The organism is Streptomyces sp. NPDC043685, assembly GCF_056436585.1.
Genome location: NZ_JBWKCH010000009.1, coordinates 92675 through 106968, shown reverse-complemented (window position 1 = coordinate 106968; position 14294 = coordinate 92675). Strand labels below are relative to the sequence as shown.

Genomic DNA, 14294 nt, shown 5'->3' with positions numbered 1-14294 from the left:
AGTTCCGGACGCCTGTTCAGCGACGGCGGCGGGCCGCCTCGTACAGCACGATCCCGGCCGCCACACCGGCGTTGAGAGACTCGGCGCCGCCCGGCATCGGGATCCGCACCCGGTGGTCACAGGTCTCCCCGACCAGCCGGGACAGCCCCTTGCCCTCGCTGCCGACGACGATGACGACGGGGCCGTCGAGCGCCGCCAGCTCACCGACTTCCGACTCGCCGTCGGCGGCCAGGCCGACGATCGTGATGCCGGCCTTCTTGTACGCCTCCAGGGCCCGGGTGAGGTTGGTGGCGCGGGCGACCGGGGTGCGGGCCGCCGTACCGGCGGACGTCTTCCAGGCACCGGCCGACATACCGGCCGCACGCCGCTCGGGGACGACGACGCCGTGCCCGCCGAAGGCGGAGACGGAGCGGACGACCGCGCCCAGGTTGCGCGGGTCGGTGACCCCGTCGAGGGCGACGATCAGCGGGTCCACACCCTCGTCGTAGGCGGCGGACGCCAGGTCCTCGGGGTGCGCGTACTCGTACGGCGGGACCTGGAGGACCAGGCCCTGGTGGTTGAGGCCGTTGGTCATCCGGTCCAGCTCCGGGCGCGGCGCCTCCATGAGGTTGATGCCGCCGCGCTCGGCCGCGACCTGGAGGGCCTCGCGCACCCGCTCGTCGTTGTCGATGAACTGCTGGACGTACAGGGTGGACGCCGGGACGCCCCCGCGCAGCGCCTCCAGGACCGGGTTGCGTCCGACGACCAGCTCGGACGTGCCCTTGCCGCCACGGCCGCGCACGGTGGGCCGGCGTACGGCCTGCTTCGCCTTGGCGCTGGCGACGCGGTTCTTCTTGTGCCCCTTGCGCATCTCGGCGGGCGGGGTCGGGCCCTTGCCTTCCAGGCCCCGGCGCCGCTGGCCGCCACTGCCGACCTGCGCGCCCTTCTTGCCGGACATGCGGCGGTTGTTCGCGGCCATTGAGCTACTCGTCTCCGTGAAGTGATTCGTCCGTACGTCTGTGCACGGCTCTTACGTCTGCAGTGTGCCGCCCGGAGGCCCGGGCGGCACAGTCGATCAGCCGTGGCGCTGGTCTCAGCGCGGGCCGAGGCTCCAGCGCGGGCCCTGCGGGCCGTCCTCGATGACCAGGCCGGACTGGCTCAGCTGGTCGCGGATGGCGTCCGCGGTGGGCCAGTCCTTGCGGGCCCGGGCGGCCTCGCGCTGGTCGAGGACCATGCGCACGAGCGTGTCGACCACGCCGTGCAGGTCCTCGCCACGGTCGCCCTCCCCGGCCCACTGGGGGTCCAGCGGGTCGAGGCCGAGCACGCCGAGCATCGCGCGGACCTCGGCGAGCCGGGCCACGGCCGCTTCCTTGTCGTCGGCGGCGAGCGCGCTGTTGCCCTGCCGGACGGTGGTGTGCACCACGGCGAGCGCCTGCGGCACGCCCAGGTCGTCGTCCATGGCCTCGGCGAAGGCGAGCGGCACCTCGGCGGCGGGCTCGACCGGGCCGGCCTTCTCCACCACGCGCTGCACGAAGCCCTCGATCCGCGCGAACGCCGACTCGGCCTCGCGCAGTGCCTCCTCGCTGTACTCGATCATCGACCGGTAGTGCGGGGTGCCGAGGTAGTAGCGCAGCACGATGGGGCGCCAGCGCTTGACCATCTCGCTGACCAGGACCGAGTTGCCGAGCGACTTGGACATCTTCTCGCCGCTCATGGTGACCCAGGCGTTGTGCACCCAGTACCGGGCGAAGGCGTCGCCGTAGGCCTTGGCCTGGGCGATCTCGTTCTCGTGGTGCGGGAAGACCAGGTCCAGGCCGCCGCCGTGGATGTCGAAGGCGGACCCGAGGTACTTGTGCGCCATGGCCGAGCACTCCAGGTGCCAGCCGGGCCGGCCGCGTCCCCACGGCGTCTCCCAGTCGGGCTCGCCGGGCTTGGTGGCCTTCCACATGGCGAAGTCGCGCGGGTCGCGCTTGCCGGTGATGCCCTCCTCGGCGGGCTGGCGCATCTCGTCGAGGTCCTGCCGGGACAGCTCCAGGTAGGAGGGCCAGGAGCGGACGTCGAAGTAGACGCTGCCGTCGGCCTCGTAGGCGTGCCCGCGCTCGATGAGGCCGCGCATCATCTCGATCATCTCGGTGATGTGGCCGGTGGCCCGCGGCTCGTAGGTGGGCGGCAGGCAACCGAGTACGGCGTAACCGTCGTTGAACGCGCGCTCGTTCTCGTAGCCGATGGCCCACCAGGGGCGGTTCAGGTCGGCCGACTTGGCGATGATCTTGTCGTCGATGTCGGTCACGTTCCGCACGAACGTGACCTCGTAGCCGCGGTACTCGAACCAGCGGCGCATGATGTCGAAGTTCAGCCCGGAGCGGATGTGCCCGATGTGCGGCGCGGCCTGCACGGTGGCACCGCACAGGTAGATCGAGACACAACCCGGCTGGAGCGGGGAGAAGTCACGGATCTGCCGGGCGCTGGTGTCGTACAGGCGAATAGTCACCACTCCAGGGTAGTGGGCCCGCGGGTGTGCCTCAGGACCTTCCCCGCGGGGCGCACGGATTCGTGACATCGGCCGTCGGCGCGGCCCGGGCCCTCGCCCTCACCCGACGCGCACGACCAGCGCGGTGGCCACCGCCATCAGCCCTTCCTCGCGGCCGGGGAAGCCGAGCCCGTCCGTCGTCGCGCCCGAGACCGACACGGGGGCCCCGGCCGCCTCCGACAGGAGCTTCTGGGCCTCGTCCCGGCGCTTGCCGATCTTCGGGCGGGGGCCCACCACCTGGACGGCGATGTTGCCGATCCGGAAGCCGGCCTCGCGCACGATGCGGGCGGCCTCCGTCAGGAGCGTGACCCCGGAGGCGCCCGACCACTCGGGGCGGCCGGTGCCGAAGTGCTGTCCGAGGTCGCCGAGGCCGGCGGCGGAGAAGAGGGCGTTGCAGGCGGCGTGGGCGACGACGTCCGCGTCGGAGTGGCCGGCCAGGCCAGGGCCCTCACCCTCCCACTTCAGGCCGGCGCACCACAGCTCGCGGCCCTCCTCGAAGGCGTGGATGTCGGTGCCGATGCCGACCTGCGGCAGAACGGGCAGGTCAGAAGCCATCGTTGAGCCTCCTGCGGGCCAGGACCGCCTCGGCGAGGACCAGGTCGAGGGGGCGGGTGACCTTGAAGGCCTCCTCGTGACCGGGGACGGCCACGACCGTGAGGCCGAGCTGCTCGACCATCCCCGCGTCGTCGGTGACCTCGCCGGTCACCGTCTCGTGCGCCCGGACCAGGGTGTCCCGGTCGAAGCCCTGCGGGGTCTGCACCGCCCGCAGCAGTGCGCGCTCCGGCGTGGCGACGACCGGCTCCGGCTCGCCGGGCACGGCGGCGGGCTCGACCTGCTTGACGGTGTCGGCGAGCGGCAGCGCCGGGACCACGGCCGGGGCGCCGTCGCGCACGGCCTCGATCACGGCGTCGACGGTGTCCACCGGGACCAGCGGCCGGGCCGCGTCGTGGACCAGCACGATGTCGTGGCCGGGCGGCAGCGCGTCGAGGCCGAGCTTCACGGACTCCTGGCGGGTCTGCCCGCCGGGCACGACCAGGAAGTCCGTCCGCTCGGGCAGGGCGTGCGCGTCGAGCAGCGACTTGACCTCCGCCGCGCCCTCGGGCGGGGCCACGACGACGACCAGGGAGACGGCGCGGGAGGCGGCCATCGCGCGGACCGCGTGGATCAGCATGGGGGTGCCGCTCAGCGCGCGGAGCGCCTTGGGGGCACCCGGACCGAGCCGTACCCCCCGTCCGGCGGCCGGGATCACGGCCGCCGTACGGGCCGCGGAGGGGGCGGCGGACGGCGAGGGACGCGAATCGTCAGACATCGGTTCCTGTCAGGTTTGTGTGCTGGCCTGGCGTGGGTATGGCCTGGAGGAGTGCCGGGCGCGACGCGCTCGACCGGACCCTTCCGTGACGCTGGTCGAGCCGGTGCCCGGGCCCGGCACAGCAAGCACCGGGGCGTGAGTGATAACACATCCCGGGGTGGCGGCGCATCGGCGCCGGAGTACGAACATGCCGCAGCGCCCGGCGACAGGAATTCGTCATCGGGCACCGCGGCATTTCGATGGTCAGGCGCGCGCCTGATCTGCCGAGCGCTGAGCGACCGGCTTCGCCTCAGGAGGCGAGAACCTCGTCGAGCAGAGCCTCGGCCTTGTCCTCGTTGGTGTTCTCCGCGAGGGCCAGCTCGCTCACCAGAATCTGGCGGGCCTTGGCGAGCATGCGCTTCTCACCGGCGGAGAGTCCGCGCTCGCGCTCACGACGCCACAGGTCACGCACGACTTCCGCGACCTTGATGACATCGCCCGAAGCGAGCTTCTCCAGGTTTGCCTTGTAACGACGGGACCAGTTCGTGGGCTCCTCGGCGTACGGTGCGCGCAGCACCTCGAAGACCCGGTCCAGCCCGTCCTGACCGACCACATCCCGCACGCCGACGAACTCCGCATTGTCCGCTGGCACACGTACCGTCAGGTCACCCTGGGCGACCTTCAGCACCAAGTAGGTCTTGTCCACGCCTTTGATCTGGCGAGTTTCGATAGCCTCGATCAGCGCGGCCCCGTGATGGGGATAGACCACGGTGTCGCCAACCTTGAACGTCATGTGACAGGTACCCCTTCCGTGGCTATCCAGGGTAACACGGAAATCGCGGGTTCTGAATGGCGTTTTCGCAGGTCAGGGCGTATCTCGGGGCTTGACAACTCCGACAGGAACGTGCTTCGGACAGGGAGTGGAAGAAGGTATTCGCAGGTGGGAGCGGCTGTCCGGGGTGAGGGAAACGCGTACGTTACACGCATCCGGAGCACCCTCCAGATGGCCGAACATCCCGATATGTCCGGTTCCGTGTGCTCGACTTCCGCTACTCCGTTCGGATGCCCGAGCCGGGTTCCGGTCGAATCCGGAATTGATCACCGGCCACCCGGAGGAGCCGTGCGTGATCAATTCCGAGGTGGTCGCACTTTCCTTCACGGAAGATTTGCGGGACCGGCCTCGACTCTTATGTGAATGCCGGACGAGCACCGCGCCAATGTGACGCAGGAGTCATGTGTGACTCAGCCGGGATCACCGGTGACGGGGGGTCGGGTGCGGCCGGACCAGGGCGGCTCGGTAACCTAAGGGCCGCTGACAGACACTTAGGGCGGCTTTATCGGCCGCTCCGCTCGAGTCAAGGAGTTGCCTCCGCCGTGAGCAGCAGCCTTCGACGCGGTGCCCTCGCCGCCGCCGTCACCGCGTTCTCGATCGCCTCGCTCGCCGCGTGCGGCGCCGGCAACAACGCCCAGACCCTGGAGATCAAGCCGGACAACGCGGCGACGAGCGTCGGCGACATCAAGGTCCAGAACGCGATCGTGATCACGCAGCCCGACCTCGAATCGACCGGCCCGGCCGCGATCTCCGCGACCTTCTTCAACTCCGGCTCCAGCGCCGAGACGCTGGAGTCCATCACCCTGCCCGGCACCGGCAAGACCGCCGAGCTCAAGCCGGCCAAGGGCGGCAGCCTCAGCATCCCGCCCGGCGGCTCGCTGGTCGTCGGCGGCAAGGACAACGCCACGGCGATGCTGCCGAGCAGCCGTGAGGCCGTGCAGGACGGCAACGCCCAGAAGGTCACCTTCACCTTCAGCAAGACCGGCGCCGTGAGCCTGAGCGCGTTCGTCGTGCCCGCCGAGCACTACTTCAAGGAGTGGGGCCCCACCGAGGTCCCGGCCGCTCCGTCCGCCTCCGCGTCCGCGTCCGCCTCCGCCTCCGGTTCGCCGGCCGAGGGCGAGTCGGAGAGCCCCGCCGCCGGTGCGAAGCCGGGCGGTCACGAGGCGTCCGGCACGCCGACCGACGCGGCCTCGGCGAGCGCGAGCGCCGGCCACTGAGCCGTGCGCGGGCGCTGAGCCGCACGCGGGCGCTGAGCCGTAGCGCGCGCTGATCAGCACGCAGGCCCTGCCTGCGCAGTACGCGGGCCCTGAAAGTCGCAGAACGAAGGGCGGGACCTCTCCGAGGAGAGGTCCCGCCCTTCGTTTCGCCGTCGTGCGTGGCCGGTCTACGGCTCGAACTTGTAGCCCAGGCCGCGGACCGTCACCAGGTAGCGCGGAGCGCCCGGGTCCGGCTCGATCTTGGCGCGCAGACGCTTGACGTGGACGTCGAGGGTCTTGGTGTCACCGACGTAGTCGGCACCCCAGACGCGGTCGATGAGCTGCATGCGGGTCAGGACGCGGCCGGCGTTGCGCAGCAGCATCTCCAGCAGGTCGAACTCCTTCAGCGGCAGGTCGATCTTGGTGCCGCCGACCGTGACCACGTGCCGGTCCACGTCCATGCGGACCGGGCCCGCCTCCAGGGCGGCCGGGGTGACCTCCTCCGGCTCGCCGCGGCGGCGCAGCACGGCCCGGATGCGCGCGACCAGCTCGCGCGAGGAGAACGGCTTGGTGACGTAGTCGTCGGCTCCTATCTCCAGCCCGACGACCTTGTCGATCTCGCTGTCCTTGGCGGTCACCATGATGACGGGGACGTTGGAGCGGCCGCGCAGCTGACGGCAGACCTCCGTGCCCGGCAGGCCGGGCAGCATCAGGTCGAGGAGGACGAGGTCGGCGCCGTTGCGCTCGAACTCGTCGAGTCCGTCGGGCCCGGTGGTCGCGACGGCGACCTCGAAGCCCTCTTTGCGGAGCATGTACGACAGGGCGTCGGAGAAGGACTCCTCGTCCTCGACGACGAGCACACGGGTCACGGAAGGACCTCCGGGGCGGGAAGCGTTTCGTACGCGTTCGATTCGGGGGATTCAGGGGTGGACCGCCCGGCCTCCACGTCGAGGCCCGCGCCTCCTGCGCGTGTCTCTCGGGCGGGCTGCTGATGGGCGCGATCGCGGGGCGCACCGGCCTCCGGCAGCCGCAGGGTGAAGGTGGAGCCCTGGCCTTCGGCGCTCCACACCGTGACCTCCCCGCCGTGCGAGGCGGCCACGTGCTTCACGATCGCCAGTCCCAGCCCCGTGCCGCCGGTGGCACGGGAGCGGGCCGGGTCGACGCGGTAGAAGCGCTCGAAGATGCGCTCCTTGTCCTTGTCGGAGATGCCGATGCCCTGGTCGGTGACGGCGATCTCGATGTGTTCCCCGCCGGGCGCGTTCACCCTGCGGGCCGCTATGCCGACGCGGGTGCGGGCGGGCGAGTAGTTGACGGCGTTCTCGACGAGGTTGCCCAGGGCGGCGGCGAGCTGGCCGCGGTTTCCCCAGACGTGCAGGTCGGCGGCGCCTCCGGCGGCCATGGTGATCTGTTTGGCACCGGCCTGGTGCCGGCAGCGGTCGACGGCCTCGGCGACGAGCTCGTCGACCCGGACCGGCTCGGCGTCCTCCAGCGGGTCGTCGTTCTGCACCCGGGAGAGGTCGATGAGCTCCTGCACCAGGCTGGTGAGCCGGGTGGCCTCGATCTGCATGCGCCCGGCGAACCGCTCGACCGCCTCGGGATCCTCGGAGGCGTCCATGACGGCCTCGGAGAGCAGCGAGAGGGCACCGACCGGCGTCTTCAGCTCATGGCTCACGTTGGCGACGAAGTCGCGCCGGACCGCCTCGATGCGCCGGGCCTCGGTCAGGTCCTCCACGAGCAGCAGCACCAGCCGGGAGCCGAGCGGCGCGACCCGCGCGGAGACGGCCAGGGCCTCTCCGCGTCCGGTGCCGCGCCGTGGCAGATCCAGCTCGACCTGGCGTATCTCGCCGTCCCGCCTGGTGTCCCGGGCCATCTGCAGCATCGGCTCGACGGCGAGCTTGCCGCCGCGCACCAGGCCGAGGGCGTACGCCGCCGAGCTGGCCTTGACCACGGCGTCCGCCTCGTCGAGGACGACGGCGGACGATCGCAGGACCGACAGGACCGTGTCCACGCCGGGCGGAAGGACCGCGTCGGTGTGCAGGGAGCTGCGGGTGGGGCGCTTCTGCTCGCGCTCACTCCAGCGGAACGCGAGCATGGCGATGACGCCGGTGAGCACCCCGGCGATCGCTGCCGCTGCGGCGACCGCCGCGTTCACGTCCATGCACCCAGGTTAGGCATGGCTCGGGCACCCTCCACAGCCGTCGGGGTGCGAGCTCGAACACTCGTCGCCCAGAGTTCACCTTGGAGCCAGTATTGGTTCATTTGGGATGCCGGAAACGGACGCGTACAGGCCGGAACGTGGGAGCGTGGGGTTCGGACCGTTGGCAGTACGACGGTCGTACCGCCGGTTGTCCGGTGGACCCCGGCCCTTGGACCCCCGAGTGAAGACGTACGAGAGGGAAGCCTGATGCGGGACGCGTACCACGAGGAACTGGACTCGATCGGCGACGGTCTGGTGGAGATGGCCCGGCTGGTCGGGTCGGCGATCGGGCGCGCCACGACCGCCATGCTCGACTCCGACCTGAAGCTGGCCGAGAACGTCATCGAGGCCGACCAGAGGGTCGACGAGCTCCAGCACGACCTGGAGGCCCGGGCCATAGCCCTGCTGGCGCGGCAGCAGCCGGTGGCGACGGACCTGCGCATCGTCGTCACGTCGCTGCGCATGTCGGCCGACCTGGAGCGCTCGGGCGACCTCGCCCAGCACGTCGCGAAGCTCGCGCGCCTGCGCTACCCGAACCGCGCCGTCCCGAGCGACCTGCACGCCACCATCCTGGAGATGGGCCAGCTCGCGCAGCGCCTGATGGCGAAGGCCGCCGAGGTGATCATCACCAAGGACGTCGACCTGGCGCTCCAGCTGGAGCAGGACGACGACGAGATGGACCTGCTGCACCGCACGCTCTTCCAGCACCTGATGGACGACCGCTGGAAGCACGGCATCGAGACGGCCGTGGACGTCACGCTGCTCGGCCGCTACTACGAGCGGTTCGCCGACCACGCCGTGTCGGTCGCCAAGCGCGTGGTGTACCTGGTGACGGGCGAGCACGCGGACGAGCTCCAGACGGACGCGCAGCCGGAGATCCAGGCGGTGCCGGGGGCCGAGAGCGCCTGACGGGGCGGGTCGGTACCGGGGGTCGGTAGCGCCTGGCGGCACCGGTCGGGGGCGGGGCCCGGGGACGGTCTGGGCGCGCGGGCGCCCCAGTGCGCCGTTGATGCGCCCAGCGGCCAGGGCATCCAATGGGCACAGGCACCAGCCTCGAGGAGGGACCCATGGCCGAATCCCCCAGCACCACGCCCGACCCCGCCCGGCAGCGTGAGACCGAGCAGCCCGCCGAGATCAGGAGCCTGCCGCTGATCGCCGCGTGCGGCTGCGGCTCGGGCTGCGGCTGCGGCTGCCAGTCGGGCAGCCCCTGCCAGTGCGGCTGACGCCGACGCTTCGCCGTCCGTACGACCTGTGGGGCCCCGGCCGTGTCGCCGGGGCCCCTCGGCGTGCGGCCCCGGGATCTGGGGTCGCCCGGGTGGCCGTACGGGCGGAGCATGAGAGGGAGGCAAGGCGGCGCGGGCGAGCGCCGTGCCGGGAAGGAGAGGCGAGGCATGCCCAAGTTCATGGATGTCCATCGCGGCATGGAAGGCATCACGGAGGAACAGCTGCGTGAAGCCCACAACGCGGACCTCGCGATAGAGAAGGACGAGCAGGTCCACTTCGAGATGGCCTGGGCGGACCCGGAGTCCGGCCATGTCTACTGCCTCTCCGAGGCCCCCTCGGCCGAAGCGGTCCAGCGCATCCACGAGCGCGCCGGGCACAAGGCGGACGAGGTGCACCCCGTGCCGTTGATCGTGCGGTGACGTGCGGTGCGGTGATCGTGGTGCGCTGATGGGCGGTGAGGTCGATGCGCGGCACGGGGCAGCCCGTCAGCGGCGCAGGGCGGCGTTGAGGCGGGCCGCCTGACGGGTCAGGTGGTCGCGTTCGGCGAGGTGGGGAGCCTTCCGGGCCGCCTCGCTGTACAGGCGGGCCGCCGTGTCCAGGTCGCCGTCACGCTCGTGGAGGTAGGCCGCCACCGCGGTGTGGCGGGGCAGCGAGTCGTCCAGGGCCGCGAGCGCGGCGAGGCCCGCGCGCGGCCCGTCTGCCTCGCCGACGGCCACCGCGCGGTTGAGCCGCACGACCGGGCTGTCCGTCAGGCGCAGCAGCTCGTCGTACCACTCGACGATCTGCACCCAGTCGGTCTCCTCGGCGGTCGGCGCGTCGGCGTGCAGGGCCGCGATGGCGGCCTGCGCCTGGAACTCGCCCAGCCGGTCACGGGCGAGGGCCGCCTGGAGGATCGCGACGCCCTCGGCGATCAGACGCGTGTCCCACCGGCCGCGGTCCTGCTCGGCGAGCGGGACCAGGCTGCCGTCGGGCGCGGTACGGGCGGCGCGTCGGGCGTGGTGGAGCAGCATGAGGGCGAGCAGCCCGGCCACCTCGGGATGGTCGATGCGGGCCGCGAGCTGCCGGGTCAGCCGGATGGCCTCGGCGGCGAGGTCGACGTCGCCGGAGTAGCCCTCGTTGAAGACCAGGTAGAGCACGCGCAGCACGGTGGCGACATCGCCGGGCTGGTCGAACCGCACACCGGAGACGGTGCGCTTGGCCCGGCTGATGCGCTGCGCCATGGTCGCCTCGGGGACGAGGTACGCCCGGGCGATCTGCCGGGTGGTGAGACCGCCGACGGCGCGCAGGGTGAGCGCGACCGCCGACGACGGTGTGAGCGAGGGGTGGGCGCACAGGAAGTAGAGCTGGAGTGTGTCGTCCACATCGGGCGCCGGCCCGGGCGCCGGCTCCTCGACGACCAGGTCCTCACGCCGGCGGCGGGCGCTGTCCGCCCGCGTGTGGTCGAGGAACTTGCGCCAGGCGACGGTGACCAGCCAGCCCTTCGGATCCCGAACGGGGTCTCCCTTGCCGGAGTCGGGCCGAGAGCCCGGGGAAGAGTCGGCCGGCCACACGCGCAGCGCCTCGATCAGCGCCTCCTGCACGGCGTCCTCGGCCGCCGCGAAGTCGGCTCCGCGGCGGACGAGGATCGTGAGCACGCTCGGGGTGAGGCGGCGGAGCAGTGCCTCGTCCATGAGTGGGTTCACTCCGTGATGGTGGGGGGCGCGGTCAGGAAGGGACGCACCTCGAGCCACTCGTGGATCGGCCTCCCGCCCGCCCCGGGGGCCGCCGACAGCTCCCCGGCCAGTTCGACGGCCCGGTCGTAGCTGTCGACGTCGATGATCATCCAGCCGGCGATGAGGTCCTTGGTCTCCGCGAACGGGCCGTCGGTGACCGGCGGGCGCCCCTCACCGTCGTAGCGGACCCACGCTCCCTCGGGGGCGAGCGCCTGGCCGTCGACGAACTCGCCGGTCTTCTCGAGCCGGGCCGCGAAGTCGTTCATGTACTGCATGTGCGCCGAGATCTCCTCGGGCGCCCACTGGTCCATGGGCACGTTGTTCACCGGTGCCGGGGCGCCGCGGTAGTGCTTCAGCAGCAGGTACTTGGCCATCGTCGTCTCCTCGGTGCTTTGCGACCCATCTTGGCCGCCTTCACCCCGGGGACGGAGCCGGACGCGGGTTCTCGACATCGCCGCCGAAGTTTTTTTCGGGTTTTTTTCCGACCCGCCGTCCGGCTCGGCGGTGCGTGCGTCTCACTGCCCGACGCGGCCGTCGATCCGTTCGCGCAGGAGGTCGGCATGGCCGCAGTGCCGGGCGTACTCGGTGATCAGCGCGACCAGGATCTCGCGGAGCCGGAGCCGGCCGCCGGGTTCGGGGCCGAAGTCCGAGTGACCGGCGTTGCCGGTGGTGAGGTCGGTGACGCCGGCCAGGTAGCGGTCGGTGCGCTCGACCTCGGTACGCCACTGCCGCCACGCGGCGTCGACGACCGCCGGGTCGGCGACACCGTCCCTGGCTGGCTCGGCGGGTGTACGCCAACCTCCTGCCGAGGAGCCCCGACCGCACCGTAAAAGCCGTGGCTGCCTCGTCCGTGGGCACCTACGCTGCCGTTCGCCGAGGCAGGAGGGCGAGATGTCCGACGAAGAGTCCACCGACTACTGCACGCTGCTCTGCGACGACCCGTCCCACGAGGTGATGCTCGTCGACTGCGGGCCCCGCGAGAAGGATGTGATCCTGGCGGTGCGCAAGGTGACCGGGCAGAGCTTGTGGCGCAGCCGGGACCTGGCGCGCCAAGCGCCCGTCACCCTCCTTGGGGGTCTGTCTCCGGGCGAGGCTCAGTCCGCTGTCGCTGTGCTCCAAAGCGCCGGAGCCAGAGCGGAGTGGAGACAGGAGCCGGAGCCCGGTGAGCGCACGGTCCCTTCGCCCTGACCTTTGCCTGTTCAGGGTCGGGAGCGGCCTCGGACGGCGCAGGAGGGCCCGCAAACTCACCTGAACCGCTACGCGCCGGGGGCCCGGTACCGGACTTGCCCGGCTTTGCGCAGGGCCTCCATGGTTTCGTCGATGCTCAGGAGAACGGTCGTCTCGAACGAGCTGAGTGCGCCGCCTCCGCTGATCGCCAGGGCGACCGCGGCCATGGAGACGTTGTCGGGGGCCTCCCACAAGTTGTAGCCGTCGCGGGTGCCGAAGGCGTACCAGAAGCCGTGCAGCTTGCCGCCGACGGACTCGATGTACGACTGAGCGGCCTTCGCACGGTCCTCGGGGTGGTCGATGAGTCTCGCCCACGTCTCCGGCGTATAGCTGAACCTCGACAGATAGAGCGGCACGATGTCTCCCTTTCGTCCAGCAAGGGATGCCCCCGCAAGGTGAGACAGGCCCCCGGGGCCACGCGCATTTCCCCCGGATGGCCCCCACTCCCCGCTGCTCCGGCCGACGTTCGAGTCCATCGCTCGCGCCGTCGCTCCTGACGGGCCGGGGACGGCCCAGCCGTGGGGGCTCATGAACGTCGTCAGCCGGCGGATGCGGCACGCCATTCGGCGGTGACGCAGCCCTCTTCCATGTCCCACCACTCCTTGGCCACCCCGTGCTTGAGGAGTCGCTGCACCCTGGCGAGATCGGCGGTGGGTGGGACGTCCAGGGCGACCATGCAGAACCGTTCTATGCCCTCGCCGCAGACGCCGAGTTCGTGAAAGGCGTTGATGACGCTCTGCCGTGCAGCTTCGGAGCCACCGTCACGGAACACGATGAGGCGGATGGTGCAGCTCTCGGAACGCCGTACCACCTCGCCGGCCCATCGCACGCCCTCCTCGTCGGGCTCGGTGGCCACGATGTCCCCGCACGCGATGCCTCGAACGAACCACGGGATGTTGTCGAGCCGCGCTGTGCCGTCGCCCTGGTCGACGGCCCACAGGCTCTCCACCGATGCCGGGGGCCAGTCGTCTTCGATCTCCAGCCGAAAGTGCACCTTCACGTACGGGCCTTCGGGGTTCGTCATGGCGCCCAGGATGCATAACCCTGCCGCGCCTGTCGCAGGTGGGTGACCGATGACGTCTGCTTCGGCGGCGCGCCCCTTGCCATGTGGGTCGGCGCCGAGACCGTCACGACCCAGGGACGACCCAGCCCCGCCAAAAAGCCCCCGCCTGCCAGGAAACAGCAGGTCGGGGGCTTACTGGCGTCGGCTTACTTCTTCTTGCCCTGGTTCTTGACCGCCTCGATGGCCGCTGCTGCCGCCTCCGGGTCCAGGTACGTGCCGCCCGGGTTCAGGGGCTTGAAGTCGGCGTCCAGTTCGTAGGAGAGCGGGATGCCCGTCGGGATGTTGAGGCCCGCGATGTCCGCGTCGGAGATGCCGTCCAGGTGCTTGACCAGGGCGCGGAGCGAGTTGCCGTGGGCCGCGACCAGGACCGTGCGGCCGGTCAGCAGGTCGGGGACGATCGCGTCGAACCAGTACGGGAGCATGCGGACGACGACGTCCTTCAGGCACTCCGTACGGGGGCGCAGCTCCGGCGGGAGGGTCGCGTAGCGCGGGTCGGCGAACTGGGAGTACTCGGCGTCGATGTCCAGCGGCGGCGGCGGGGTGTCGTACGAGCGGCGCCACAGCATGAACTGCTCCTCGCCGAACTCGGCGAGGGTCTGCGCCTTGTCCTTGCCCTGCAGGGCGCCGTAGTGGCGCTCGTTCAGGCGCCATGAACGGTGGACCGGGATCCAGTGGCGGTCCGCGGCCTCCAGGGCCAGCTGGGCCGTGCGGATCGCCCGCTTCTGGAGGGAGGTGTGGACCACGTCGGGCAGGAGATCGGCGTCCTTCAGGAGCTCGCCACCGCGGACTGCCTCCTTCTCGCCCTTCTCGTTGAGGTTCACGTCCACCCAGCCGGTGAACAGGTTCTTCGCGTTCCACTCGCTCTCGCCGTGGCGGAGGAGGATCAGCTTGTACGGTGCGTCGGCCATGCCTCAGAGCGTAATCCACGCTTTCGCCCGTTCGCGTGGCTGCCCGGCTGGCGGACGTTTGACGGGATCTGTTAATCGAGTGGCCTCCGGCGACCGGCGACTTGTAATTTGCGCTAGCAGCCTGCGCTGCTTACCCGC

General features: G+C 71.1%; 18 protein-coding genes. 5 read left to right on the top strand and 13 right to left on the bottom strand.

Features of this window, described 5'->3' with window-relative positions; all coding sequences use genetic code 11:
- Nucleotides 1-16: 16 nt before the first annotated feature.
- The 5 genes from rlmB to AC0665_RS28105 form a co-directional block, all read right to left on the bottom strand.
- Nucleotides 17-958: a 23S rRNA (guanosine(2251)-2'-O)-methyltransferase RlmB gene (gene rlmB / locus AC0665_RS28125; protein WP_468411940.1), complete on the bottom strand. Its 942-nt coding sequence runs from the start codon at nt 956-958 to the stop codon at nt 17-19.
- Between the two features lie 114 nt (nt 959-1072).
- Nucleotides 1073-2470: a cysteine--tRNA ligase gene (gene cysS / locus AC0665_RS28120; protein WP_478607567.1), complete on the bottom strand. Its 1398-nt coding sequence runs from the start codon at nt 2468-2470 to the stop codon at nt 1073-1075.
- Between the two features lie 99 nt (nt 2471-2569).
- Complete coding sequence (gene ispF, locus AC0665_RS28115) at nt 2570-3064, bottom strand: 2-C-methyl-D-erythritol 2,4-cyclodiphosphate synthase (RefSeq protein ID WP_468411943.1); 495 nt, start codon at nt 3062-3064, stop codon at nt 2570-2572.
- On the bottom strand, nt 3054-3818 hold the full coding sequence (gene ispD / locus AC0665_RS28110) for a 2-C-methyl-D-erythritol 4-phosphate cytidylyltransferase (RefSeq protein WP_478509610.1): 765 nt from the start codon (nt 3816-3818) through the stop codon (nt 3054-3056). Before ispD ends, ispF begins: the two co-directional genes overlap by 11 nt.
- A 289-nt stretch (nt 3819-4107) precedes the next feature.
- Nucleotides 4108-4590, bottom strand: a complete 483-nt coding sequence (locus AC0665_RS28105; protein ID WP_003953493.1) for a CarD family transcriptional regulator — start codon at nt 4588-4590, stop codon at nt 4108-4110.
- 581 nt (nt 4591-5171) lie between these two features.
- Between AC0665_RS28105 and AC0665_RS28100 the strand changes: the two genes are divergently transcribed.
- On the top strand, nt 5172-5846 hold the full coding sequence (locus AC0665_RS28100; protein ID WP_468411945.1) for a copper chaperone PCu(A)C domain-containing protein: 675 nt from the start codon (nt 5172-5174) through the stop codon (nt 5844-5846).
- A gap of 167 nt (nt 5847-6013) precedes the next feature.
- Here the strand turns inward: AC0665_RS28100 and phoP are convergent, their stop codons facing one another.
- Nucleotides 6014-6685, bottom strand: coding sequence for a two-component system response regulator PhoP (gene phoP / locus AC0665_RS28095; protein ID WP_020271862.1), 672 nt, complete (start codon nt 6683-6685; stop codon nt 6014-6016).
- Between the two features lie 5 nt (nt 6686-6690).
- Nucleotides 6691-7983 carry a two-component system sensor histidine kinase PhoR gene (gene phoR / locus AC0665_RS28090; RefSeq protein ID WP_366049956.1) on the bottom strand — a complete coding sequence of 431 codons (1293 nt, stop codon included), beginning with the start codon at nt 7981-7983 and terminating at the stop codon, nt 6691-6693.
- A gap of 246 nt (nt 7984-8229) precedes the next feature.
- Between phoR and phoU the strand changes: the two genes are divergently transcribed.
- The 3 genes from phoU to AC0665_RS28075 all read left to right on the top strand — a co-directional run bounded on the left by phoU (nt 8230) and on the right by AC0665_RS28075 (nt 9665).
- Nucleotides 8230-8931 carry a phosphate signaling complex protein PhoU gene (gene phoU / locus AC0665_RS28085; RefSeq protein WP_468411947.1) on the top strand — a complete coding sequence of 234 codons (702 nt, stop codon included), beginning with the start codon at nt 8230-8232 and terminating at the stop codon, nt 8929-8931.
- 158 nt (nt 8932-9089) lie between these two features.
- Nucleotides 9090-9245 carry a hypothetical protein gene (locus tag AC0665_RS28080; protein WP_167345925.1) on the top strand — a complete coding sequence of 52 codons (156 nt, stop codon included), beginning with the start codon at nt 9090-9092 and terminating at the stop codon, nt 9243-9245.
- A gap of 168 nt (nt 9246-9413) precedes the next feature.
- Nucleotides 9414-9665, top strand: coding sequence for an SCO4226 family nickel-binding protein (locus tag AC0665_RS28075; RefSeq protein ID WP_363119896.1), 252 nt, complete (start codon nt 9414-9416; stop codon nt 9663-9665).
- A 66-nt stretch (nt 9666-9731) separates the two neighbouring features.
- Here AC0665_RS28075 and AC0665_RS28070 read toward each other — a convergent pair whose 3' ends face one another.
- From AC0665_RS28070 to AC0665_RS28060, 3 genes are all read right to left on the bottom strand, one after another.
- Entirely contained in the window at nt 9732-10916 is a 1185-nt protein-coding gene (locus AC0665_RS28070; protein ID WP_478607911.1) for an RNA polymerase sigma factor, read from the bottom strand.
- 8 nt (nt 10917-10924) lie between these two features.
- Nucleotides 10925-11332, bottom strand: a complete 408-nt coding sequence (locus tag AC0665_RS28065; RefSeq protein ID WP_468411952.1) for a YciI family protein — start codon at nt 11330-11332, stop codon at nt 10925-10927.
- Nucleotides 11333-11473: 141 nt separating this feature from the next.
- The gene (locus tag AC0665_RS28060) at nt 11474-11869 is read right to left on the bottom strand and encodes a mycothiol transferase (RefSeq protein WP_478706019.1); all 396 of its coding nucleotides are present in this window, start codon (nt 11867-11869) and stop codon (nt 11474-11476) included.
- Between AC0665_RS28060 and AC0665_RS28055 the strand changes: the two genes are divergently transcribed.
- On the top strand, nt 11850-12146 hold the full coding sequence (locus AC0665_RS28055; RefSeq protein ID WP_478706018.1) for a ribosomal protein L7/L12: 297 nt from the start codon (nt 11850-11852) through the stop codon (nt 12144-12146). The two genes, AC0665_RS28060 and AC0665_RS28055, sit on opposite strands and share 20 nt — an antisense overlap.
- Nucleotides 12147-12214: 68 nt before the next feature.
- Here AC0665_RS28055 and AC0665_RS28050 read toward each other — a convergent pair whose 3' ends face one another.
- The 3 genes from AC0665_RS28050 to AC0665_RS28040 form a co-directional block, all read right to left on the bottom strand.
- Nucleotides 12215-12541 carry a GYD domain-containing protein gene (locus AC0665_RS28050; protein WP_366049953.1) on the bottom strand — a complete coding sequence of 109 codons (327 nt, stop codon included), beginning with the start codon at nt 12539-12541 and terminating at the stop codon, nt 12215-12217.
- Nucleotides 12542-12723: 182 nt separating this feature from the next.
- Nucleotides 12724-13209, bottom strand: a complete 486-nt coding sequence (locus tag AC0665_RS28045; protein WP_478706017.1) for a DUF4265 domain-containing protein — start codon at nt 13207-13209, stop codon at nt 12724-12726.
- 185 nt (nt 13210-13394) lie between these two features.
- Nucleotides 13395-14156 (bottom strand): phosphoglyceromutase, encoded by a 762-nt coding sequence (locus tag AC0665_RS28040; RefSeq protein ID WP_478706016.1) that lies wholly within the window; start codon nt 14154-14156, stop codon nt 13395-13397.
- Between the last annotated feature and the right edge of the window lie 138 nt (nt 14157-14294).